A 21862-nucleotide genomic window follows, 5' to 3' on the forward strand; every position below is an offset into this window, starting at 1 on the left:
TGTCGGAGGGGATTTGGACTTCCCGGTGCCGGAGCTTGGAGGAACTGCGTTCAAGACTGGCGGTGGAACCTTGGCGCCACCTTGCCCGCACCTTGATGCTTCATAAGGATCGAGGCCTTAAGCAAAATGGCCCGCCGCGTTGGTCAGACGCGACGGGCCCAAGTGCTTGCCGGCCGGCGAGCGTCGGTGGGGGAATAGGGCGCCCTGGGGCCGGTGCGAGGAGAGAAAGTGGCCCATCCGTGGGCCTGTGTCTTGAGTCCTTCAGGGAACGAGGAGAATCCTGCCACCCCCCGTACGGGGGAGGGCTACGGGGAACAGGTGAGCGATGGTGTGGACAGCCGCACCGTCGGCACCTCTACGGTTACGCCGTGAGCATCACGGGGGATGCGCCGGTCCGGGCGCAGCAGTCGGAGACCACGCCTGGGCCTGCCCCCGTGGCGTGGTGGTGGCTGGTCGCCGCCTCCGCGCTGCTGCTGATCGTCGTCGCGGCCGTCCTCGCCGTCTGGTCCGCGCGCTCGCACGAGACGCGCACGACGCCCTACCGCATCCTCGGCGACGTCTCCGGCCTGCGGCTGGACCTCGGCGACGCGGACGTGGAGATCAACGGGGGCGCCACGGCCATCGAGGTGCGCCGGATCGACGAGTTCACGTTCGGCAACCCCTCCGAGGAGACCCGCCGCGTCAAGGACGGCACGGTCAGCCTCGTCTCGCGCTGCCCGGAGCAGGTGCTCGGCTCCTGCCGCGTCAGCTACCGGATCACCGTCCCCGACAACGTCCCGCTCGAGATCGAGACGGCGGGCGGGAAGGTGGACGTCGCGGGCGTCCGCGCGACGGTCCGGATCACGACCGGCGCCGGCGCGATCCGCGCGACCGGCTTCTGCGGCTTCTCCTTGCAGGCGGTGTCGGACACGGGCGACGTCTCGACCATGTCCGAGTGCTCCGCCGACCGCTTGGAGCTGCGGTCGCGCACGGGTGACGTGCGCGCCGTCGTGCCGGCGGCGCGCTACAGCATCGACGCGCAGAGCGACACCGGCGACGTCCGCACGCGCGGGCTGGCCTCCGTCGAGGACGCGCCGTTCCAGATCCAGGCGCTCTCGACGAGCGGCGACGTGACGGTCGAGGCGGCATGACGGCGCATGACTCGCGCCGCGCGCTCGCCAGCGCTGCCGGGAACTCGCCCAGGTGCCGGCGTGGCTAGCGCCATCGACATGGCGCCCCATCTGCGCGCCGCCCGGCGCACGCTGCTGTACCTCGTCGTGGGGCTGGGCCAGGGCCTGACGTACCTGCTGCTCGTGGGCGGCGGGCTCCTCGTCGGCGTGCTGCTCGCGCCGCTGTGGGTCGGCCTGCCGATCCTCGTCGGCACCGCCCGCCTCACCTGGCGGCTGGCCGAGGGCGAGCGGCGCCAGGCCAACCGGCTGCTGGAGACGCACCTGCCGCCCGTCCCGCCGCCGCCTCCCGGTGGCGGCGTGCGCGAGCAGCTCGGCAACCGGACGTACTGGCGGGTCGCGGCGATGCTGCTGCTCAAGCTGCCGACCGTGCTGCTGGTGCTCGTGGTCGCGCTCGCACCCGCCGTGCTCACGGTGCTGTTGGCGGGGCTCGGCGTGAGCGGGCTCGCGGGCGACGACGGGCGGCTGTTCGGCCCGTGGGCGCTCGGCCCGGTCGTCGGGCTCGCGCTGTGCGCCCTCGCGCTGCCGGCGACGATCGTGTCGATCGCCGCGCTGGAAGGCGTCGGCTACCTGATGTGCGGGCTCGCGCGGCGGGTGCTGCGCACGCCGGCCGTCGAGGGCGGCCCGGTGCGCGAGATGCTGGCCGAGCGCCTCGGCGACCGGTCGCTGAACATCGCGTACTGGCTGCCCGACCGCGAGATCTTCGTCGATGACGCGGGCCGCAAGGTCGAGCTGCCCGACCAGGGCTCGGGGCGGACGTGGACGGCCGTCGAGCACGAGGGCGTGCGCGTGGCCGCGATCGTGCACGACGCCGAGCTCGACGCGACGCCGGAGCTCGTCACCGCCGCCGCCTCCGCCGCCGCGCTGGCGATCGACAATGAGCGCCTGAAAGCCGAGCTGCGCGCGCGGGTGGAGGAGCTGCGGGTGTCGCGGCTGCGGATCGTCGAGGCCGCCGACGACGCCCGCCGCCGGATCGAGCGCGACCTGCACGACGGCGCGCAGCAGCAGCTCGTCTCGCTCGCGCTGGACCTGCGGATGCTCAAGGCGCGCCTCGGCGACAGCGGCCTGAGCACCACCGTCGACGAGATCGGCGACAAGCTGGCGATCGCCCTGGCCGAGTTGCGCGAGTTCGCGCGCGGCATCCACCCGGCGTTCCTGTCCGAGCGCGGCGTCGGCGCGGCCGTCGAGGCGCTCGTGGCGCGCGCGCCGCTCGACGTGGAGGCCTCGGTCGAGCTGCCCGACCGCCTGCCCGCGCCGGTCGAGGCGGCCGCCTACTTCGTCGTCGCCGAAGGGCTCACGAACGTCATCCGCTACGCCGAGACGCGCAACGCGACCGTGCGGGTCCACGAGGTCGACGGCGAGGTCGTGGTCGTCGTCACCGACGACGGCAAGGGCGGCGCGACCGTCGCCGGCGGCACCGGCCTGCGCGGCCTGATCGACCGGCTCGCGGTGCTGGACGGCCGCCTCGACGTCTACTCGCCGGTCGGCGAGGGCACGCGCCTGGAAGCGCACATCCCGATCGAGGCCGGCTCGCTCGTGGCCGAGGCGTCGGAGATCCGCGCCTGGCCCGTGCACCCGCTGCCGCCGGAGCGGGCGTCGTGAAGCGGCTCCTGCTCCTCGCCCTCCTGGTCCTCGCCGGCTGCGGGGCCGAGCGGACCGTGCCCGGCGACGACATCGTCGTGCGCGCCGACGACCGGGCCGTCACCCGCGACGCGCCCGACCAGCAGTCACGCGGCGTCCGGATCGCCGACATGCGCTTCGTGTTCATCACGCACGGCCAGGCGTCCGACCCGGTCTGGCCGGTCGTCAAGCGCGGGTCCGAGGCGGCGGGGCGCCAGACCGGCGCGGCCGTGTCCTACCGCGCGCCCGACTCGTTCTCGATCTCGACGATGCGGCGCTACATCGACCAGGCCGTCGCCGACCACCCGGACGGCCTCGTGCTCAGCGTGCCCGACCCGATCGCGCTCGGGCCGTCGATCCGGCGCGCCGTCGAAGCCGGCATCCCGACGATCACGATCAACAGCGGCAGCGACGCCTTCAAGCGCCTGGGCGTGCTCGCCCACGTCGGCCAGCCGGAGTACGAGGCGGGCGTGCAGGCGGGCGAGCGGCTCAAGCGCGCGGGCGTCAAGAGCGTGCTGTGCGTGAACCACGAGGAGGGCAACGCGGGGCTCGACGACCGCTGCCGCGGGCTGCAGGCCGGCATCGGCGGGCGCGTGCGGTCGCTCGCGGTCCCGCTCCAGGACGCCGCTACGGCGCAGCGGCGCATGTCGGCCGCGCTGGGCGGCGAGCCGGTGGACGCGGTCGTCACGCTCGGGTCCAACGAGGCGCCCCCGGCGATCGCCGCCGTCAAGGCGAGCGGCCAGAGCGCGCGGATCAAGGTCGCCACGTTCGACCTCAGCCCCGAGGTGCTGACCGCGGTGCGTGACGGCAAGATCCTGTTCGCGGTCGACCAGCAGCCGTACCTGCAGGGCTACATCCCGGTGATCATGCTCGCGGAGAAGGTGCGGCACGGGATCTTCGCCGGCACGGGGCAGCTGATCCCGACCGGCCCGCAGTTCGTGACCAAGGACAACGCCGAGGACGCGCTGCGCCTGTCCGAGGACGGGATCCGCTAGCGAGATATGGGGGCGAACGCCGCTCGCGTGAGCCGCGCGAGGTCATCCGGCGCGAGCTCGACCTCGAGGCCACGACGGCCGCCGCTGACGTGGATGGTGCCGTGCGCGCGCGCCGACTCGTCGATGACGGTCGGAAGCGCCTTGCGCTGGCCGAGCGGGGAGATGCCGCCGGCGACGTAGCCCGTGGTGCGCTCAGCCTGCTTGACGTCGGCCATCTGCGCCTTCTTGGCCTTCACCGCCGCGGCGAGCGCCTTCAGGTCCAGCTGGCGCTCGACGGGCACGATCGCGACCGTCAGCTTGCCGTCCAGGTCGGCCACGAGCGTCTTGAAGACCGTGCCCGGGTCCAGCCCCAGCCGCTCGGCCGCCTCGAGCCCGTACGACTCGTGCTTGGGGTCGTGCTCGTAGGTGTGGGTCACGAACGCGACCTTCGCGCGCTCGAGGGCTTTCGTGGCTGGCGTGGCGCTCATGTAGGTTGCGCGAATGCGCCGCTTCAGCCTATTGGTTGCTCTCGCCTTCTTCGCCTGCGTGCCGAACGCGATGGCCCTCATCCAGATCGACCGGGGGATCGCGGGAGCGCGCCTCGGGGCGAGCCCGGCGCAGGTGCGCGCCGCCCTCGGCAAGCCGACCAAGGTCAACTCGGGCCGGAACGAGTTCGGGCCGTGGCAGCGGTACACGTTCGCCGGCGGCATCGGCGTGTTCTTCCAGGGCCGCAAGGAGGTCACGTCGGTGCAGACGACGGGCCTCGGCGACCGCACGGCGAAGGGCGTCGGCGTCGGCTCCACCCAGGATGAGGTCGTCAAGAACGTCCCGCGGGTGAAGTGCGAGACCGTCGAGACCTCGCTCACGTGCCACACGCGCGACTTGCTTCCCGGCCAGCGGGTAACCGACTTCCGGATCGAGGACGGGAAGGTCGTTCGCGTCACGGTCGGGATCGTGATCGACTAGGGGGAAGGAACGAGAGCATGGGCGACGAGGTCGCTGACACCACCTTCAGCCGCGAGAACCGCCAGCGCTACCGCGACAAGGTCAAGCTGTGCCTCGACGTCTTCGCACGGATGCTCGCGGAGGCCCGCTTCGACCCGGACAAGCGCTCGATCGGGCTCGAGATCGAGCTCAACCTGACCGAGGAGACCGGCGATCCGGCGCTGGCGAACACGCACGTGCTCGAGCTGATCGCCGACGACGACTTCCAGACCGAGCTGGCGCAGTTCAACATCGAGATCAACATCCCGCCGCGCAAGCTGGAGGGACCGGTGTTCACGGAGCTCGAGGAGACCGTGCGCCGCGACCTCAACCATGCCGAGGAGCAGGCGCAGCAGGCGCACGCGCACATGATGATCATCGGGATCCTCCCGACGCTCACCGAGCAGCTGCTCAACGGCGAGGCGCTGAGCGCCAACCCGCGCTACAAGCTGCTCAACGAGCAGATCTTCGCCGCGCGCGGGGAGGACCTCGAGATCGACATCCGCGGCGTGGAGCGGCTCGCGATCCTGGCCGACACGATCGCGCCCGAGGCGGCGTGCACGTCGGTGCAGTTGCACCAGCTCGTCGATCCCGCCGCGTTCGGCGCGCACTGGAACGCGGCGCAGGCGATCGCGGGCGTGCAGCTCGCGATCGGCGCGAACTCGCCGTTCTTCTTCGGCCGCGAGCTGTGGCGGGAGACGCGGATCGCGCTGTTCGAGCAGACCACGGACACGCGGCCGGAGGAGCTCAAGGCCCAGGGCGTGCGGCCGCGCGTGTGGTTCGGCGAGCGCTGGATCACGTCGATCTTCGACCTCTTCGAGGAGAACGTGCGCTACTTCCCGGCGCTGCTGCCGGTGGTCGAGGACGAGGACCCGGTGGCGGTCCTGGAGTCCGGCGGCGCGCCGAAGCTGCAGGAGCTGCGGTTGCACAACGGCACGGTGTACCGCTGGAACCGGCCGATCTACGACATCGCGCGCGGACGGCCACACCTGCGGGTGGAGAACCGCGTGCTGCCGGCCGGGCCGACGATCGTCGACACGCTCGCGAACGCCGCCTTCTACTACGGGCTCGTGCGCGTGCTGGTCGAGGACGACCGGCCGATCTGGACGCAGATGTCGTTCTCCGCGGCCGAGGACAACTTCTACTCAGGGGCTCGCGAGGGGCTGGACGCGCGCGTGTTCTGGCCGGGCGTCGGCGAGGTGCCGGCGAGCGAGCTCGTGCTACGGCGGCTGCTGCCGATGGCGCGCGAAGGGCTGTCGCGCTGGGGCGTGGACAGCGGCGACGCCGACCGCCTGCTGGAGATCATCGAGCGGCGCTGCGTCGACCACGTCAACGGGGCGTCGTGGCAGGCCGCGGCCTTCCACCGGCTCTACGACCGGCTGGACCGCGAGGACGCGCTGCGCGAGATGACGGTCCGCTACCGCGAGCACATGCACTCCAACGAGCCCGTGCACACGTGGCCCTTGCCTTGACCTGATCGCCTGTGGGAGGGTCGGGCCATGCGCTCGATCCTCCTCGCACTCGGGGCGCTGATGACGCTCCTGTTCACCGCTCCGGCGTTCGGCCAGAGCTTCGCCCAGCTCGGCGGAGAGGCCGGGTGCGTGATGCAGACCGGGCTCGAGGTCATCGACGAGTACGACGAGGAGGAGACGACGCCGGTCGCCTGCTCGCGCGCGGGCGGGCTGCAGTCGGCTCGGTCGGTCGTCGTCTCGCCCAACCAGCAGCACGTCTACGTGGTGTCGGGCGGTGGCGCGCTGGACGGCTCCAACGGCGTGGCGGTGTTCGCGCGCGACAGCGGGTCCGGCGCCTTGACGGCGCGCTCGTGCGTGACGGCCACGGGCGGTGACGGGCGCGTCGGCTCCGACGGCCTGTGCACGCGCGCCGACGCGCTCCGGGACGCCCGCGCGCTCGCGTTCTCGCCGGACGGGCGGTTCGCGTACGTGGTCGCCGCGAGCTCGAACGCGATCTCCTGGTTCGCGCGGGACGAGACGACCGGCGCGCTCACCCAGCGGGGGTGCATCAAGCACACGTTCGGGTTCGGCGAGCGGTGCACGAGCGGGTTCGCCCTGGACGGCGCCACGGACGTGGCGGTCAGCCCCGACGGCAAGCACGTCTACGTGGTCGGTGACCGCAGCGGCGCCGTCGTCACCTTCGCGCGTGACGCGACGACCGGTGCGCTGACCGAGTCCGGGTGCGTGAGCGACACCGGCTCGGACGGGCAGTGCGAGGACGGCGTGGCGCTCGCCGGGGCGTCGACGCTGCTGATGGCGGCCGACGGCGCGGACGTCTACGTGACGTCGGCGGCTTCCGGGTCCGTCGTCGGGCTGCGGCGCGACGCCACCACGGGCAAGCTGTCGCCGAACGTCTGCCTGCTCGCGGACGCGCCCGCGGGCGGGCCGTGCACGAGCGTGCCGTCGCTGGTGAACGTGCAGGACGGCGCGATCACGGCGGACGGCGCGGCCCTGTACGTGGTCGGCGCCGAGGACAGCACGTTGACGTGGCTGGCGCGCGACGCCGCCACGGGCCGCCTGAGCGCGACCGGCTGCCTGCAGTACGCCTCACCGACGCGGGAGGACGTCGTCGACCCCGACGACTTCTACGACGACGAGGACGAGGAGGAGCGCATCCCGGGCTGCGGCCGCGCCGCCGCGCTGTCCCAGCCGGACGCGGTCACCGTGTCGGCCGACGGGCGCACCGTGTACGCGGCCGGCGACTACGCGCTGACCGCCTTCACCCGCGACCCTGCGACCGGCGCGCTGTCGCAGTTCGGCTGCGTCGAGGCCTACCTCACCTTGAAGGCGTGCTCCCAGGGACGCGTGATCCAGGGCGCGGCCGACCTCGCGGCCAGCGGCGACGGGCGCAGCCTGTACGTCACCAGCCCGCAGTCGGGGAGCGTGGCGGTGTTTGCCGCGTCGGTGGCGATCGCCTCCTCGCGGGCGCGGGTCGCCCGCGCGGGCACGATCCGCGTGCGGCTGTCCTGCCCGGAGGCCGCCCGGCGCGCGTGCGCGGGCGCGGCGCGGGTGGCCGGCGCACGGTCGGCGCGGTTCCGCGTGGCGGCGGGCGCCGCGCGGGCGATCACGCTGCGCGTGTCCTCGAGCGCCGCGCGGCGACGGTCGGCGGTCGTCGTGGCGCAGGTCAACGGCCTGTCCGACGTGCGCCGGCGGGTCGCGCTCCAAAGGTAAACGGCAGCTAAAAGGGTCAGACCCCTTTAGGTTCCTTTAGGTTCGTGGTCGTGCGTTAGCGCCGCTTACGTGGGCCTGAAGGAACCTGCGCTTCCCTAAAGGGGTCAGACCCCTTTATGTCGCGGCGTGCTCGCGGTGCTGGGTCTGGTGCTGGCGCGAAGCCGCCGGCGGGCGGGGGCGCTGCTCGCGGTCGCGGTCGGGGTCGCGGCGGCCGCCGCCGTCGTGCTCGCGGCCGGGCCTCTGACGCTCGTCGCGCGCGACGCGGCGATGGGGCGCGCGCTGTCCGAGGCGTCGGCGAGTGAGCGTGCGCTGCGGCTGACCGTCCAGCGGCCGGGCGAGCGCGAAGGCGGGGCGGATGCCCTGCGGACGCTCGAAACCGACGTGGCGGCCGGGTTTCCGGGCGCGGGCGCGCGGTCGGTGCGGTTCAGCGGGCGCGCGGTCGGCCGGACGTCCGTCGTGCTGGCGGGCGTCGACGCGCTCGGGACGTACGTGCGGCTGGCGGCCGGGCGGCTCCCGACGCGCTGCGACGCGCGGGTGTGCGAGGTCGTGGCGGTCGCCGGCCGGCCCGAGGCGGTCGTCGACCTCGAGGGCGCACGCCTGCGCGTCGTCGGTCGCGGACGGCTCGACGGCGTACCGCTCGGTCCGTTGCCACCCGCCCCGGGGCGCCCGGACGCGGGCGCGACGTTCCTCGTCGCCGGCGGCGTCGCGCCGCTGCTGGAGCTGGAGGCCCTCGACGGCCTGCCGCGCACGTTCGGCTGGACCCGCGTGCTCGACGCGAGCACCGTCCACCCCTGGAACACCGACCGCGTCCTCACCGGCCTCGCCGACGTGCAGGACGCCTTCGCGGGCGTGATCGACGGCGCCCAGGTGAGCTTGCCGACCGCTCCGATCGCGGCCGAGGCCCGCCGCGGCCGCGCGGCCGCCGCGTTCGCCCTGATCGTGGCCGCGCTGGCCGCGACGATCCTCCTCGCGTTCGCGGCCTTCGCCGCCGCCGAGCAGCACGACGACGTCGCGGCCGAGCTGCGCCGCCTGCGCGCGATGGCCGCGCGCCGCCGCCACCGGACCACGCTCGTCCTCGGCGAGGCCACGATGCCCGCGCTGGCCGGCGTGCTCGTCGGCGCGACGATCGCGGTCGCCGCGACCGCGCTGGCGGCGAGCCTCGCGCTGGACGGGCCGACGACGACGGCCGCGGCCACGATCGCGGGCGCGCCGCCGTCTGCCGGCGCTGCCGCGGGCGGGTCGGCCGTCCCCTCGTCGGTCGGTCCCACCGCTGGCTCGTCGGCCGGCGCGTCCGGCGTGGCGGTCGTGCTGCGTGAGGGGTTCTTCACGTCCCGCGCGCTCGTCGCCGCGCTCGTGCTGCTCGGGGCGGGCGTCGGGGTGATCGCGGGCGTGCTGGCCGGGGCGCAGTCGCGTGGGGTGCGGGTCGCGCTCGAGGCCGGGTGCGTCGTCGTGCTCGGCGGGATCGTGTGGCAGGGCGCGTCGCGGGGGAGCGTGGACGCCGTCGCGCTGGCGGACGGCGGGGCGGTCGATCCCGTGCTGGTGCTCGCGCCCGGGGCCGCGGCGCTCGCGTGCGGGCTGTTGGCGTTGCGGCTCGTGCCGCCGCTGCTGCGGGCGCTCGCGCGCGGTGCGGAGCGGTTGCCGGTCGGCCCGTATCTGGCGCTCGTGGCCCTCGCGCGCCAGCCCGCGCGGACGGCGGCCGCGGTCGCGGTCGTGGCGGTCGCCGCGGCGGCGGGGACGTTCGCGCTCGGGCACGCGCGCACGCTCCAGCAGGGCGCGCTCGACCAGGCCGCGTACCGGACGGCGGGCGACGTGCGTGGGCTGCGACCGGCGGCAGGGTCTCGGCCGAGCGCCGACCAGACGCCGGTCGTGCGGATCAAGGCTGAGACGCTCGGGCGGCCGCTGGCGGTGCAGGTGGTCGGCGTCGGCGCGGAGGCGCTTCCGCGGCTGCCCGGCTGGCGCGAGGACTTCAGCTCGACGCCGATCGCGCAGCTCGCGCAGCGCCTCGACGGCGACCCGGACGGGTTGCAGCTCGGCGGCGTGGAGCTGCCGCGTGACGTCCGCCGGATCGAGCTGCCGGTGAAGCTCACCGGCGCCCGCGCGGTGATCCAGCTCGCGGTGCAGCGGGCGGACGGCACGTTCGCGCGACTGCTCGGCGGCACCGAGCTCCCGCCTGGCGGCTACCGGCTGTCCGCGCCGGTCCCGCGCAGCGAGCGCGGCGGGCGGATCGTCGCGCTGGAAGTCGCGCTCGGCCCGGGCGGCAGTGGCACGAGCGACCTGGGAGAGGTGATCCCGCGCGCGCTCACCGCCACGTTCGCCGACGGCCGCCGCGCCCCGCTGACCGACTTCGCCGACTGGATGCCGAGCACGGCCGGCAGCTTCACCGGCGGCACGTTCTCGTACTCGATCGCGGGCGTCGTCGGGTACCTCGGCATCCGGCCGCAGCAGCCGGCGGCGCGCGAGCCGATCCCCGTCCTGGCGACCCCCGCGCTGGCCGCCCGCGTGCGCGCGGGCGGGAACCTCGTGCTGCGCCTGCCGGGCGGCGGCCAGTCGCGCATGCGGATCGTCGGGACCGTCCGCCACGTGCCGACGACCAGCCCGGGCGAGGCGATGATCGCCGACGTCGGCCGCCTGTTCGCCGCGCTCAACACCCAGTACCCGGGCCTGGCCGCCGTGTCCGAGCACTGGCGGATCGGCCCCGCGCCGCCGTCCGGCCCGGAGCTGCGTCGCGCGGATCTCGCCGCCGCGGCCGCCGCGGACCCGCTCGCCCGCGGCGTGCTCGTGGCCCTCCGTGGGCTGGCGATCCTCGGCGCGCTGGTCGCGCTCGCGGCGGTCCTCCTCGCCGTCGCCGCGACCGCCCGCGACCGCGGCGGCGAGCAGGCCGAGCTCGAAGCCGTCGGCGTCCCGCCCCGCACGCTGCAGGCGCAGATGGTCGCCGGCGCGGCGGCGACCGCGCTCGTCGGCCTGCTCGCCGGCGTCGTGGGCGGCGCGGCGCTCACCGGCCGTTTCACGGACCTCGTCGCGCTCGGCGCCGACGGTCGCCGCCCGCTGCCCGAGCTGCTCCCGACGTTCCCATGGACCCTCGCCGGGCTGGCCGTCGCGGCGGCGGCCGTCGCCGCGATCGTGGCCGCGGGCGGGCAGGCGCGCCGCGCGTTCCGCGGCGACGCGGTGGGGAGGCTCCGTGGCTGACCGCGAAGCGACGCGCGGGGAAGCGAGGCGCGGCGTGGGCGGGCGGCGCGGCGTGGGCGAGGGACGGGGTGCGGGCGCGCGGCGCGGCGTGGGCGGGCGGCGCGGCGGGCACGAAGGGCGCGGCGGTGCCGAGCGCCGCGGCGCGGTCGCCGGGGCGGTGCCCTGTGCCTGACCGGGCGATCGACGCGCGCAAGGTCTTCGTCGTCCACCAGGGCCTGAGCGGCAACGTCGTGTCACTGCAGGGCGCCTCGCTGAGCGTCGATGCGGGCGAGCTCGTCGCGGTGATGGGCCCGAGCGGCTCGGGCAAGTCGACGCTGCTGAACTGCCTCGCCGGCCTGCAGCCGATCACCGCCGGGCACCTGCAGGTGGCGGGGCCGGTGGCCACGGTCGCGCAGGACGCCGCGAAGGCGCTCGGGGACGACCAGCCGATCGCCAAGCGGATCGCGCTGCGGGCCCGGCTCGCCGGGACGCGGCGGCGCGCCGCCACGGAGCGGGCGTACGCGCTGCTCGAGCGGGTCGGCCTGGAGGGGCGCGAGCACGCGCGGCGCCAGGAGCTCTCGGGCGGCGAGCAGCAGCGGGCCGCGCTGTGCGTCGCGATCGCCGCCCAGCCACGGCTGCTGCTGGTCGACGAGGTCACCGGCCAGCTCGACGCCGCGACGGGCCGCGGCATCCTCGAGCTGCTGGCCGAGCTCGCGCACGAGGGGCATTCGACCGTCCTGCTGGCCACGCACGACCCGCGCGCGACCGAGGTCGCCGACCGCACGGTCACGATCCGCGACGGCCGCGTCACCGGCGAGCTGCACGGGCGCAACGGGCGCCGCTACGTGTTCGTCGACGACGGCGGCCTGCTGCGGCTCGATCCCGACGACCTCAGAGCCGCGGGGATCGGGCAGGAGGCCGAGGTGAGCCTCGCACCCGGCGCCGTGATCCTGCGCGGGGCGAGCCGTCCCGGCCTCGCGCTCGTCGACACGCCACCGGCCGCCACGGGCGGGGAGGTGCTCGTCCGCCTCGAGCACGTGCGCCGCCGGTTCACCACGCGGGCGGAGACCGTCGACGCCGTCGCGGGCGTCGACCTCACGTTCAAGTCCGGCGCCTTCCACGCGCTGGTCGGCCCGTCGGGCTGCGGGAAGACCAGCCTGCTGCACCTGATCGCGGGCCTCGACCGCGCCGACGGCGGACGGGTCGAGATCGGCGGGATCGACGCGGCCGACGAAGACCGCGCCGGCCTCGCGCGCCTGCGCCGGGAGCTCGTCGCGGTCGTCCCGCAGGTGTCCGCGCTGGTCGGCGGCCTGTCCGTCCTCGACAACGTCGCGCTCGCGCTGCGCGCCCGGGGGGAGCGCGCGCAAGCCGCCCGTGCCCAGGCCCTCGAAGCGCTCACCGCGCTCGGCCTGCAAGATCTCGCCCACCGCCAGGCCCAGGCGCTGTCCGGTGGAGAACGCCAGCGCGTCGCGCTCGCCCGGGCGCTCGCCACGCAGGCGCCGCTGATCGTCGCCGACGAGCCGACCGCCAACCTCGACGAGGCGAACGCGATCAAGGTCGCCGAGCTGCTCGCGGACACGGCGCGCCAGGGCGCCTGCATCGTCTGCGCCACGCACGACGCGTCGGTCACGGCGCGCGCGACGACCGTCATCGCCATGCGCGACGGCAGGGTCGCGCCGGGCGCCGGCGGCGCGCACGCCCCGTCGGCGATCGCGTGAGCGAAACGCAGACGCGCCAGGTCAGTTCCACAACCCGAGCGGTTTCCGGCCAAATCGCACGGGGCAGCCGAGACGCATGGAGCCCCACACGCTCGAGCTGACGTATCCGCCCGAGCCCACATCCGTCGCCCGAGCGCGCACCGAGCTGTGCGAGGCGATGGCGCCGGACCTGCAGGACGAAGAGGTCGAGACGCTGCGGCTGCTGGTGTCCGAGCTGGTCACCAACGCCGTCCGCCACGGCGACGGCGGCGACCCGGTCGAGGTCCACGCGCACTGGAACGCGGAGGTGCGCATCGAGGTCGTCGACCACGGCCGCGGCTTCGAGCCGACCCCGCGCTACGGCCGCAGCGACGAGCCCGGCGGCTTCGGCCTGTTCCTCGTCGGTCGCCTGGCTGACCAATGGGGCGTCGAGACCACCGACGGCACCACCGTCTGGTTCGTGCTCCAGCGTCACTGAGCATCCGGTGCGGTAGCGTCCTCCTCTACGAGCACGCACGGCGGCCCAACCAGCTGGAAGGTCACGGAGGTCTCCGACCTGCGGGGTGATCGCACGCTCTTCGTCCACGGCGAGCTGGACATCGCGACCGCACCGGAGCTCGTCGACCTGCTCGCGCGCCTGCGCCACCACCGCCACGCGGTCGTGCTGGACCTCGCCGAAGTGACGTTCATGGACTCGACCGGCCTCACGACGCTGATGGACGCGCACCGGGCGGCCGAGGAGGACGGCTGGTCGTTCACGGTCCGGCGCGCCTCGCCGGCGGTGCGCCGCGTGTTCGAGCTCGCGAACGTGACCGGCGTCCTCGACGACGGGTAGGCTCGGCCACGGTGGAGAGCCACACCGTTCCCCAGCAGCCGACGGTCAGCATCGACGCGCTCGAGACGTTCGTCGAGCTGCTGGCCCGCGTCGACGCCGACCCCGCCACCGACGACTTCTACAGCCGCCTGTGCGAGGCCACGTGCCGCCTGGCGGACATGGACCGCGCCGTCATCTTCCGCTACGACGGCGCCCGCCGCCGCGTCCGCGCCGCCGGCGCCTACGGCATCGACCTCGACGTGTTCGCCGACGCCCAGGTGACGGTCGAGACCGTCCAGGTCGCCCGCGAGTCGCTCGTTGAGGACCGCGTGATCGAGATCAGCTCCTCGATGGCCGAGGACGTCCCCGAGGAGTACCGCGGGCTGATCACCGCCTCCAACACGCTGGTCTGCACGCCGATGGCCGCCGCCGGCCGCTGGCTGGGTGTGATCCTGTCCGACCGCAAGCCGGACCGTCCCCCGCTCAGCGACTCCGAGCGCTACGTCCTGTGGACGCTCGGCAAGACCGCCGCGCTCGCCGCTTACGCGCGCCAGGCGACGAACAAGCAGGCCCAGGCGCGCCAGCTGCAGGAGCGGATGGACCTCGCGCGCGAGGTGCACGAGTCGGTCATCCAGCGGCTGTTCGGCATCCAGCTCGTCTTCAGCTCCCAGGCGGAGCTGTCCGTCGCCGCCCGTCAGCGGATCGCCGCGGAGCTGCAGGCCGCCCTGCACGACCTGCGGCGGGCGCTGCAGCGCCCGCTCGCGCGCCAGGCGCCGGAGACGAACACGACGCTGCTCGAGGAGGTCGAGCGCCTGCGCCGCGAGCACCGCGACCTGCACCTCGTGCTCACCCCGGACAGCGAAGCGGTGACGATCCCGCCGTCGATCGAGCCGCTCGCCCAGTCCGTGCTGGCCGAGGCGGTCCGCAACGCGCACAAGCACGCCAAGCCGAGCAGGATCGAGGTCAGCCTGGCGATCAAGGACGACGAGACGCTCGTGCTCGACGTCGTCAACGACGGCCTGCGCGGCCGCGCGCGTCAGAGCGGCATGGGGCTCAAGCTCGCCGCCCTCGAGGCGCTGCAGTTCGGGGGCATCGTGGAGTTCGGCGAGCGCGATCCGGGTTGGTGGCGCGTCAGACTGGCGGTCCCTCTTGACCGGGCCTGACCTCAACCCCTCCCGCATCGCCGCCGGCACGTCGGACCGCAAGCTCCGGGTGCTCGTGGTGGACGACCACGAGGTCGTCCACTGGGGCCTGCGGCTGATGCTCGGCGAGCAGCCGTGGGTGGAGCGCTGCCTGTCCGCGCGCAACACGCAGGAGGCACTCGCGCTCGCCCGCCGCTACGACCCGCACGTCGCGCTCGTGGACCTGTTCGTCGGGCAGGAGTCCGGCGCCGAGATCTGCGCGCAGCTGCTGGCGCTCTCCCCGCGCCTGAACGTGCTGCTGATCAGCGGCGCCGGGCGGATCAGCCCCAACGCGGCGCGCGCCGCCGGCGCGAGCGGCTTCATCTCCAAGGACTGGCCGGCCGCGGACATCGCGGGCGCCGTGCGCATGGTCGGCCTCGGCATGACCGTCTTCAAGCCGCACGAGGCGCCGGCGGGGCCCCCGCTGTCCGAGCGCGAGCGCGAGGTCCTGGAGGCGATCGCGGGCGGCGCGACCAACCGCGAGATCGCCGGCGAGCTGTTCCTGTCGCCCCACACCGTCAAGGAGCACACGTCCTCGCTGTACCGCAAGCTGGGCGTGCGCAACCGGGCCGAGGCCGTGCAGAAGGCGCAGCGGCTCGGCTTGATTTCTTGAGCGAGTGGGTGGGTGCCACCCCCTAAGCGGGGGGTAGGCCGCGAGCGGAGGTGGGACACACAACGGCTCTGCGCGAGGGTGCACGTGTGAGCAACGCCACCCTTTCCCCTGAGCTGCTGCAAGTCGCGCGCGACGCGGCGCGCAACGGGAGGCGCCCCGCACCCCCGCGGACCGCGACGATCCTCGGGCTCGGCCACTACCTCCCCAGCGAGGTCGTCCCCAACGCGGACATCGCGGAGCGCATCGGCGTCGACGACCACTGGATCATCAAGCGCACCGGCATCAAGGCCCGCCGTCGCGCCGCCGCGAACGAGGGCACCACGGACCTCGCCGTGAAGGCCGCCCGCCGCGCGCTGCAGGACTCGGGCACCAAGCCCGGGGACCTCGACTACGTGATCGTCGCGACCATGAGCGCCGACGAGATCACCCCGAACTGCGCGCCGCTCGTGGCGCATGCGCTCGGCGCCGACCGCGCCGCCGCGTTCGACATCGGCGCGGCCTGCACGGGCTTCCTCGCGGGCCTGTCCCAGTCCGCCGCGCTGATCGAGGTCGGCCGCGCGGAGCGCATCCTGCTGGTCGGCGCGGAGAAGCTCACGCGCATCACCGACTTCGACGACAAGAAGACCGGCATGCTGTTCGGCGACGGTGCGGGCGCGGTCGTGCTCGGCCCGTCCGAGTCCGGTGCCGGCATCGGCCCGATCGACCTGCTCGCCGACGGCGGGCTGGGCGACACGATCCTCGCCACGCACGAGGACCCGTACATCCGCATGGACGGGATCTCGACGTTCAAGATCGCGGTCAAGAACCTGTCCGAGTCGACGGTCTACGCGGTCGCGGCCGCGGGCCTCGAGCTCGGCGACATCGACCTGTTCGTCTATCACCAGGCCAACAGCCGCATCCTCAAGGCGGTCGGCGAGCGCCTGGAGCTGGACGCCTCGAAGGTCGCGGACTACATCGCCCAGCTGGGCAACACGTCCGCCGCCTCGATTCCCCTCACGCTGTCGCTCTCGCGTGAGGACGGGCGCCTGCGCCCGGGCCAGAAGATCCTGGTCGGCGCGATCGGCGCGGGCTTCACCTGGGGCGCCGGCGTGATGGAGTGGACCCTGCGATGAGCACGCGTCCCGACAACGCCGTCGCGCTCGTCACCGGCGCGTCCAAGGGCATCGGCGCGGCGATCGCGCAGAGCCTCGCCGCCGACGGCTGGGCCGTCGCGGTCAACTACCGCTCCGGCGAGGCCGCGGCCAACGAGGTCGTCGCGAAGATCGAGGCCGCCGGCGGCAAGGCGAAGGCGATCGGCGCCGACGTCACGACCGCCGACACCAAGGCCCTGCTCGAGCAGGTCACCGGCGAGCTCGGCGGCCCCGTCCTCGCGCTCGTCAACAACGCGGGCGTCGCGCGCGACAACATCGCGCTGCAGCTCACCGACGAGGACTGGGACGTCGTCATCGGCACCAACCTCTCCCCGGCCTTCAAGCTCACCCGCGACGTGCTGCGCTCGATGATCAAGGCGCGCTACGGCCGCGTGGTCAACATCGCGTCGGTCGTCGGCCCTCGGGCCAACGCCGGGCAGAGTAACTACGCCGCGGCCAAGGCGGGCCTGATCGGCATGACCAAGACGATCGCCGCGGAGGTCGCGCGGCGAGGAGTCACCGTCAACGCGGTCGCACCTGGTTTCATCGCCACCGACATGACCGCCGACCTGGCGACGGACGAGATCGTCAAGGCGATCCCGGCCCGCCGGCAAGGCACGCCGGAGGAGGTGGCCGCCGCCGTGCGGTTCCTCGCCTCCGACGACGCCGGCTATGTCACCGGCACCACGCTCTATGTCGACGGCGGAATGTCCGCTTAACCTCAGAAGGAGACCAACCTCATGGCCAACGCCATCACCGAAGAAGCCGTTCAGAAGACCGTCTACGAGGCGCTGCCGCAGTTCGGCGTCGACGAGGGCGACATCACGCGCGAGGCTACTTTCGAGGACCTCGACGTGGACTCGCTGGACCTCGCCGAGCTCTCGCAGATCATCGAGGACGAGTACGGCGTCGCGCTCAAGGGCGACGACGTGGGCAAGATCAAGACCGTCGGCGACGCGATTGACCTGGTGGTGCAGAAGGGCGCATGAGCCGCGAGGTCGTCATCACCGGCGTCGGCGCCGTCACCCCGCTGGGTGTCGGCGCGCGCACGCTGCATGAGCGCTGGAGCGCCGGCGTCGTCGGCATCGCCGACGGCAAGGGCGTCGCATCCGAGTTCGAGCCGACGGAGCACCTGTCCGTCAAGGAAGTCCGCCGCGCGGATCGCTTCACGCAGTTCGCGCTGGTCGCGGGCGACGAGGCGCTGGCCGAGGCGGGCTGGAGCGACGAGCTGCCCTACGAGGGCGAGCGCATCGCTTCGGTCCTGGGCACCGGCATCGGCGGCATCGGGACGCTCGAGCGCGGCAAGGAGCTGCTGATCGAGAGCGGGCCGAAGAAGGTCCCGCCGCTGTCCGTGCCGCTCATGATGAGCAACGCCGCCGCCGCGGCCGTCTCCATGCGCTTCAAGCTGCTCGGCCCGTGCCACGGCATCGTCTCCGCCTGCTCGGGCGGCGCGGACGCCATCGGCGCCGCGAAGATGATGATCGAGTCCGGCCTGGTCGACGCCGTCGTGACCGGCGGCTCGGAGGCGGCGCTGACGCCGCTCTCGAACGCCGCGTTCGGCGCGCTCGACGCGCTCTCCACCAAGGGCATCTCGCGTCCGTTCGACAAGGACCGCGACGGCTTCGTCATGGGCGAGGGCGGCGCGATCCTCGTGCTCGAGACGCGTGAGAACGCGGAGAAGCGCGGGGCGAAGATCCTCGGCACGCTGAAGGGCTACGGCGCTTCGGCCGACGCCTACCACCTGACCGCGCCGGACAAGGACGGCGGCGGGCCCTCGCGGGCGATGAAGGCGGCGATGAAGGACGCGGGCATCACGCCCGACGACATCGTCTACGTCAACGCCCACGGCACGTCGACCGGCCTCAACGACGCGGCGGAGACCAAGGCGCTCAAGCTGGCCCTCGGCGACCGCGCGCACGAGATCCCGATCTCGTCGCTGAAGTCGTCGATCGGGCACCTGCTCGGCGCCGCCGGCGCCGTGGAGGCGGTGGCGACGATCCTCGCGTTGCGCGACCGGATCGCTCCGCCGACGCTCGGGCTCGAGCACCCCGACGAGGGCCTCGACCTCGACTACGTGCCGCACCAGGCCAAGCCGCTCGACATCGGCGACAAGCGCGCGATCGCGATCTCGTCGTCGTTCGGCTTCGGTGGCCACAACGCCGTTCTGGCCCTGGAGGCCGCATGAGCCTGCAAGGCAAGAAGCTCCTGATCACGGGCGTCATCAACCGCGAGTCGATCGCGTTCGAGGTCGCCCGTCAGGCGCAGGCCGCCGGTGCGGAGGTCGTCCTCACCGGCTTCGGCCGTGCCAAGCGCATGACCGAGCGCTCCGCCAACCGGCTGGACCCCGTGCCGGACGTCCTCGAGCTCGACGTCAACAAGCCCGAGGACATCGAAGCGGTCGCGGCTGACCTCAAGGAGCGCTGGGGGCGCGTCGACGGCGTGCTCCACGCGATCGCGTTCGCCCCGGAGGACGCGCTCGGCGGCAACTTCCTCAACACGCCGCCGGAGAGCGCGACCACCGCGTTCCAGACGTCGGCGTACTCGCTCAAGGCCCTGACGGTGGGGCTGAGCGACCTGTTCCCGGAGGAGGGCGCGGCGATCGTCGGGCTCGACTTCGACGCGCAGGTCGCCTGGCCGGTCTACGACTGGATGGGCGTCGCGAAGGCCGCGCTGGAGGCGACCGCGCGCTACCTGGCGCGGGACCTCGGTCCCCGTCGCGTGCGCGTGAACCTGGTGAGCGCCGGGCCGCTGGCCACGCTCGCCGCGCGCGGCATCCCCGGCTTCTCCGACCTGGCGTCCGCCTGGGAGAAGCAGGCCCCGCTGCCGTGGGACGTCGAGGATCCCGCGCCCGTCGCGGAGACGATCAACTTCCTGCTCAGCGACGCGTCCCGCGCGATCACGGCGGAGATCATCCACGTCGACGGCGGCTTCCACGCGATGGGCACGCAGATCGTGCCGTTGCGTGAGGAGGTCGAGGCGTGAAGAACCCCGTCTTCCTGACCGGCGCGACCGGCTTCCTCGGCATGGAGGTCCTCGCGCGGCTGCTCGAGAAGGGCGACCGCGACGTGGTCGCGCTCGTCCGGGCAGCGGACTCCGAGGCCGCGACCGAGCGCCTGCACGGCGTGATGGCGAAGCTGTGGCGGGACCCCTCGCCGTACTTCGACCGCGTGAAGGCGATCGCGGGCGACGTCACCTCGCCCGGCCTCGGCATGGACCGCGAGGAGCGGTCGCAGGTCGCCGAGGAGGTCACGGCGGTCATGCACTGCGCGGCGTCGATCTCGTTCGACCTGCCGCTCGACGAGGCGCGCCTGATCAACGTCGAAGGCACCCGCGAGATCATCGGCTTCGCGCGCGAGGCCAAGTCCACCGGCCGCCTGGACCGCTTCGTGCACGTCTCCACGGCCTACGTGGCCGGAATCACGAAGGGCACGTTCCGCGAGCGCCAGCTCGACGCGGGCCAGGAGTTCCGCAACACGTACGAGCAGACCAAGTGGGAGGCCGAGCACGTCGTCAACGACGCGTCCGACCTCGATCCCGTGATCGCCCGCCCGTCGATCGTGATGGGTGAGTCCGACTCGGGGTGGACGCCGGCCTTCAACGTCCTCTACTGGCCGATCCGCGCGTTCTCGCGCGGGATGTTCCAGGAGGTGCCGGCCCGTCCGGAGGCGCTCGTGGACGTCGTCCCCGTCGACTACGTGGCGGACGCGCTCGTGCACCTGCTCGAGACGTCCTCGTCCGGCGTCGTGAACCTGGTGAGCGGCGGTGAGGCCTGCTCCGTCGACGACCTCGTCGGCATGACCTCGGCCGCCTTCGGCCGTGAGAAGCCACCGGTCGTCGCGCCCGGGTCGACCGGCACCGGCTCCGCCGCCGCCGACGAGCACGCCCAGGTGTACTTCCCGTACTTCGACATGGACATGGTCTTCGACGACTCCCGGGCCCGCGCGCTCCTCGGTCCGGCCGGCATCACCTGCCCGCACCTAACCGACTACTTCCCGCGGCTCATCGAGTACGCCCAGCAGACCCGCTGGGGGAAGGCGCCCCAGACGCGCGAAGAGGCTCAGGCCGCGCACGCCGCCGCGTAGCCAGGTACGGGTACAGGCAGATCAGCGCGCCCGTGTAGAGGGCTCCGGCCACCAGCACGGGCGCGAGATGCAGCGGGTCGGAGTATCCGACCTCCAGATGGACGATGGTCGTCGCCGCGAAGCCCGGCAGCCCGGCGGCGGCGAGCGTCCACCACAGCCGGCGTGCGCCGCGGTGCACGCCGCGCAGGGCGACGATCAGCAGGCCGACGCCGGCCGCCGCGAGCGCGCCCCCGAAGCCCGCGCGGTCGTGGGCGATCAAGCTCGTGAGCTGCGGGTCGATCGCCTCGATCTCGGCCTTCGTGGCCCGCAGGAACTCCAGGTCGGAGGGCACGAACACGCCCCCGATGCCGATCGTGGCGATCCCCAGCCCGCCGACCGTGACGCCGAGCGCGGCGCTCACCAGCAGCAGCTGGCCCGTCTGCGCGCGCTTCCAGGCACGGTCGTTGTGCAGGTCGGGCGGCGGCAACGCCCGCGGCGGCCGTTCCTTGAGCGTCAGGAAGAACGTCGGCAGCAACCCGGCCGTGAGCCCGAAGTGCAGCGGGTCGAAGTACCCGTAGCCGACGAACAGCAGGAACGACACGAACCCGATCGCGGCCGACGAGACCACCGCGGCCCACTCCCAGCGGGTGAGCCCGTCCATGGCCAGCCCGGCGTACAGCGCGCCGAGCGCGATCATCACGCCCGCCAGCGTCGCCCGGTCGTGCTCCATGAACGGCAGCAGCCGGTCGTTCGCGGCGTTCAGCTCCGCCTTGCCGAGGCCGACGAACGCCTCGTCGTAGCCCAGCAACACCGGCCCGCGCGCGACGAGCCAGATGATCACGCCGGCGAGCATCATGCTCCAGCCCAGCGCCTGCGCCGCGCCCCCGCCGCTCCGGGCGGGCGGCGGAGCGACGGCCGCGTTGATCCGCCGGACCAGGCTCGGCCCGGCCTCCCGCAGCGCGCTCGCGTCCACGTAGACCCGCTCGCCGGTCCGCAACGCCGCCAGCGCCTCGGCGGGGCTCCGGACGACGGGGCCGGGGGCCTCCGGCCCGATGTGGACGCCCGCCGCGCCGAGCCGCTCGAGGACGGGATGCGGGCGCGTCGCGTGGATCCACACCGGGGACGCCACGCCGGCCGGCGGCTTCGCGTCCCCGACGAGCTCGATCACCTTGCCGCCGCCGGGAACGCGCGCGAACGCGTCCGCCGCCCGGAGCAGCAGCCCGGGCGGGAGGTGCCTCAGCAGCGGGTGGTAGCTCCAGTCAGGCAGCGCACTGC

20 protein-coding genes are annotated in these 21862 nt (G+C 73.8%); 18 read left to right on the forward strand and 2 right to left on the reverse strand.

Features of this window, described 5'->3' with window-relative positions:
* The first annotated feature begins 368 nt into the window (after positions 1 to 368).
* From C8N24_RS16590 to C8N24_RS16600, 3 genes are read left to right on the forward strand one after another with little or no spacing between them, the layout of a single operon-like run.
* Positions 369 to 1130 (forward strand): DUF4097 family beta strand repeat-containing protein, encoded by a 762-nt coding sequence (locus tag C8N24_RS16590; RefSeq protein WP_170179142.1) that lies wholly within the window; start codon positions 369 to 371, stop codon positions 1128 to 1130.
* Between the two features lie 60 nt (positions 1131 to 1190).
* Complete coding sequence (locus tag C8N24_RS16595; RefSeq protein ID WP_170179143.1) at positions 1191 to 2768, forward strand: sensor histidine kinase; 1578 nt, start codon at positions 1191 to 1193, stop codon at positions 2766 to 2768.
* Positions 2765 to 3781, forward strand: coding sequence for a sugar ABC transporter substrate-binding protein (locus C8N24_RS16600; protein ID WP_121251643.1), 1017 nt, complete (start codon positions 2765 to 2767; stop codon positions 3779 to 3781). The genes C8N24_RS16595 and C8N24_RS16600 overlap by 4 nt, the downstream gene beginning before the upstream one ends.
* Here the strand turns inward: C8N24_RS16600 and ybaK are convergent.
* Entirely contained in the window at positions 3778 to 4248 is a 471-nt protein-coding gene (gene ybaK, locus C8N24_RS16605) for a Cys-tRNA(Pro) deacylase (protein ID WP_121251645.1), read from the reverse strand. The two genes, C8N24_RS16600 and ybaK, sit on opposite strands and share 4 nt — an antisense overlap.
* 13 nt (positions 4249 to 4261) lie before the next feature.
* Between ybaK and C8N24_RS16610 the strand changes: the two genes are divergently transcribed.
* The 15 genes from C8N24_RS16610 (at position 4262) to C8N24_RS16685 (ending at position 20608) form a co-directional block, all read left to right on the forward strand.
* Positions 4262 to 4726, forward strand: coding sequence for a hypothetical protein (locus tag C8N24_RS16610; protein WP_147447837.1), 465 nt, complete (start codon positions 4262 to 4264; stop codon positions 4724 to 4726).
* A 17-nt stretch (positions 4727 to 4743) separates the two neighbouring features.
* Positions 4744 to 6216 (forward strand): glutamate-cysteine ligase family protein, encoded by a 1473-nt coding sequence (locus C8N24_RS16615; RefSeq protein WP_121251650.1) that lies wholly within the window; start codon positions 4744 to 4746, stop codon positions 6214 to 6216.
* 27 nt (positions 6217 to 6243) lie between these two features.
* A complete protein-coding gene (locus C8N24_RS16620) occupies positions 6244 to 7926 on the forward strand; it encodes a beta-propeller fold lactonase family protein (protein WP_121251652.1) in 1683 nt (560 codons plus the stop codon).
* A gap of 126 nt (positions 7927 to 8052) precedes the next feature.
* A complete protein-coding gene (locus C8N24_RS16630) occupies positions 8053 to 11112 on the forward strand; it encodes an FtsX-like permease family protein (protein WP_170179144.1) in 3060 nt (1019 codons plus the stop codon).
* A 68-nt stretch (positions 11113 to 11180) separates the two neighbouring features.
* Entirely contained in the window at positions 11181 to 12809 is a 1629-nt protein-coding gene (locus C8N24_RS16635) for an ABC transporter ATP-binding protein (protein ID WP_147447839.1), read from the forward strand.
* Between the two features lie 76 nt (positions 12810 to 12885).
* Positions 12886 to 13266 (forward strand): ATP-binding protein, encoded by a 381-nt coding sequence (locus C8N24_RS16640; RefSeq protein ID WP_121251658.1) that lies wholly within the window; start codon positions 12886 to 12888, stop codon positions 13264 to 13266.
* Between the two features lie 78 nt (positions 13267 to 13344).
* Positions 13345 to 13623 (forward strand): STAS domain-containing protein, encoded by a 279-nt coding sequence (locus C8N24_RS16645; protein ID WP_121251660.1) that lies wholly within the window; start codon positions 13345 to 13347, stop codon positions 13621 to 13623.
* 11 nt (positions 13624 to 13634) lie between these two features.
* The gene (locus tag C8N24_RS16650) at positions 13635 to 14765 is read left to right on the forward strand and encodes a sensor histidine kinase (protein ID WP_121251662.1); all 1131 of its coding nucleotides are present in this window, start codon (positions 13635 to 13637) and stop codon (positions 14763 to 14765) included.
* Complete coding sequence (locus tag C8N24_RS16655) at positions 14752 to 15396, forward strand: response regulator transcription factor (RefSeq protein ID WP_245971871.1); 645 nt, start codon at positions 14752 to 14754, stop codon at positions 15394 to 15396. Before C8N24_RS16650 ends, C8N24_RS16655 begins: the two co-directional genes overlap by 14 nt.
* A gap of 86 nt (positions 15397 to 15482) precedes the next feature.
* Positions 15483 to 16508 carry a 3-oxoacyl-ACP synthase III family protein gene (locus tag C8N24_RS16660; RefSeq protein WP_170179145.1) on the forward strand — a complete coding sequence of 342 codons (1026 nt, stop codon included), beginning with the start codon at positions 15483 to 15485 and terminating at the stop codon, positions 16506 to 16508.
* Positions 16505 to 17245: a 3-oxoacyl-ACP reductase FabG gene (gene fabG / locus C8N24_RS16665; protein ID WP_121251666.1), complete on the forward strand. Its 741-nt coding sequence runs from the start codon at positions 16505 to 16507 to the stop codon at positions 17243 to 17245. The genes C8N24_RS16660 and fabG overlap by 4 nt, the downstream gene beginning before the upstream one ends.
* A gap of 21 nt (positions 17246 to 17266) precedes the next feature.
* Entirely contained in the window at positions 17267 to 17515 is a 249-nt protein-coding gene (locus C8N24_RS16670) for an acyl carrier protein (RefSeq protein ID WP_121251668.1), read from the forward strand.
* Positions 17512 to 18711: a beta-ketoacyl-[acyl-carrier-protein] synthase family protein gene (locus tag C8N24_RS16675; protein ID WP_121251671.1), complete on the forward strand. Its 1200-nt coding sequence runs from the start codon at positions 17512 to 17514 to the stop codon at positions 18709 to 18711. The genes C8N24_RS16670 and C8N24_RS16675 overlap by 4 nt, the downstream gene beginning before the upstream one ends.
* A complete protein-coding gene (fabI, locus tag C8N24_RS16680; protein WP_121251673.1) occupies positions 18708 to 19508 on the forward strand; it encodes an enoyl-ACP reductase FabI in 801 nt (266 codons plus the stop codon). Before C8N24_RS16675 ends, fabI begins: the two co-directional genes overlap by 4 nt.
* Entirely contained in the window at positions 19505 to 20608 is a 1104-nt protein-coding gene (locus tag C8N24_RS16685; protein WP_121251675.1) for an SDR family oxidoreductase, read from the forward strand. The genes fabI and C8N24_RS16685 overlap by 4 nt, the downstream gene beginning before the upstream one ends.
* On the opposite strand, the gene C8N24_RS16690 is transcribed toward C8N24_RS16685, so the two are convergent.
* Complete coding sequence (locus tag C8N24_RS16690) at positions 20526 to 21755, reverse strand: hypothetical protein (RefSeq protein ID WP_121251678.1); 1230 nt, start codon at positions 21753 to 21755, stop codon at positions 20526 to 20528. The genes C8N24_RS16685 and C8N24_RS16690 overlap by 83 nt on opposite strands.
* Positions 21756 to 21862: the final 107 nt, after the last annotated feature.

Source organism: Solirubrobacter pauli (assembly GCF_003633755.1).
In the GTDB taxonomy this organism is placed as follows: Bacteria; Actinomycetota; Thermoleophilia; order Solirubrobacterales; family Solirubrobacteraceae; genus Solirubrobacter; species Solirubrobacter pauli.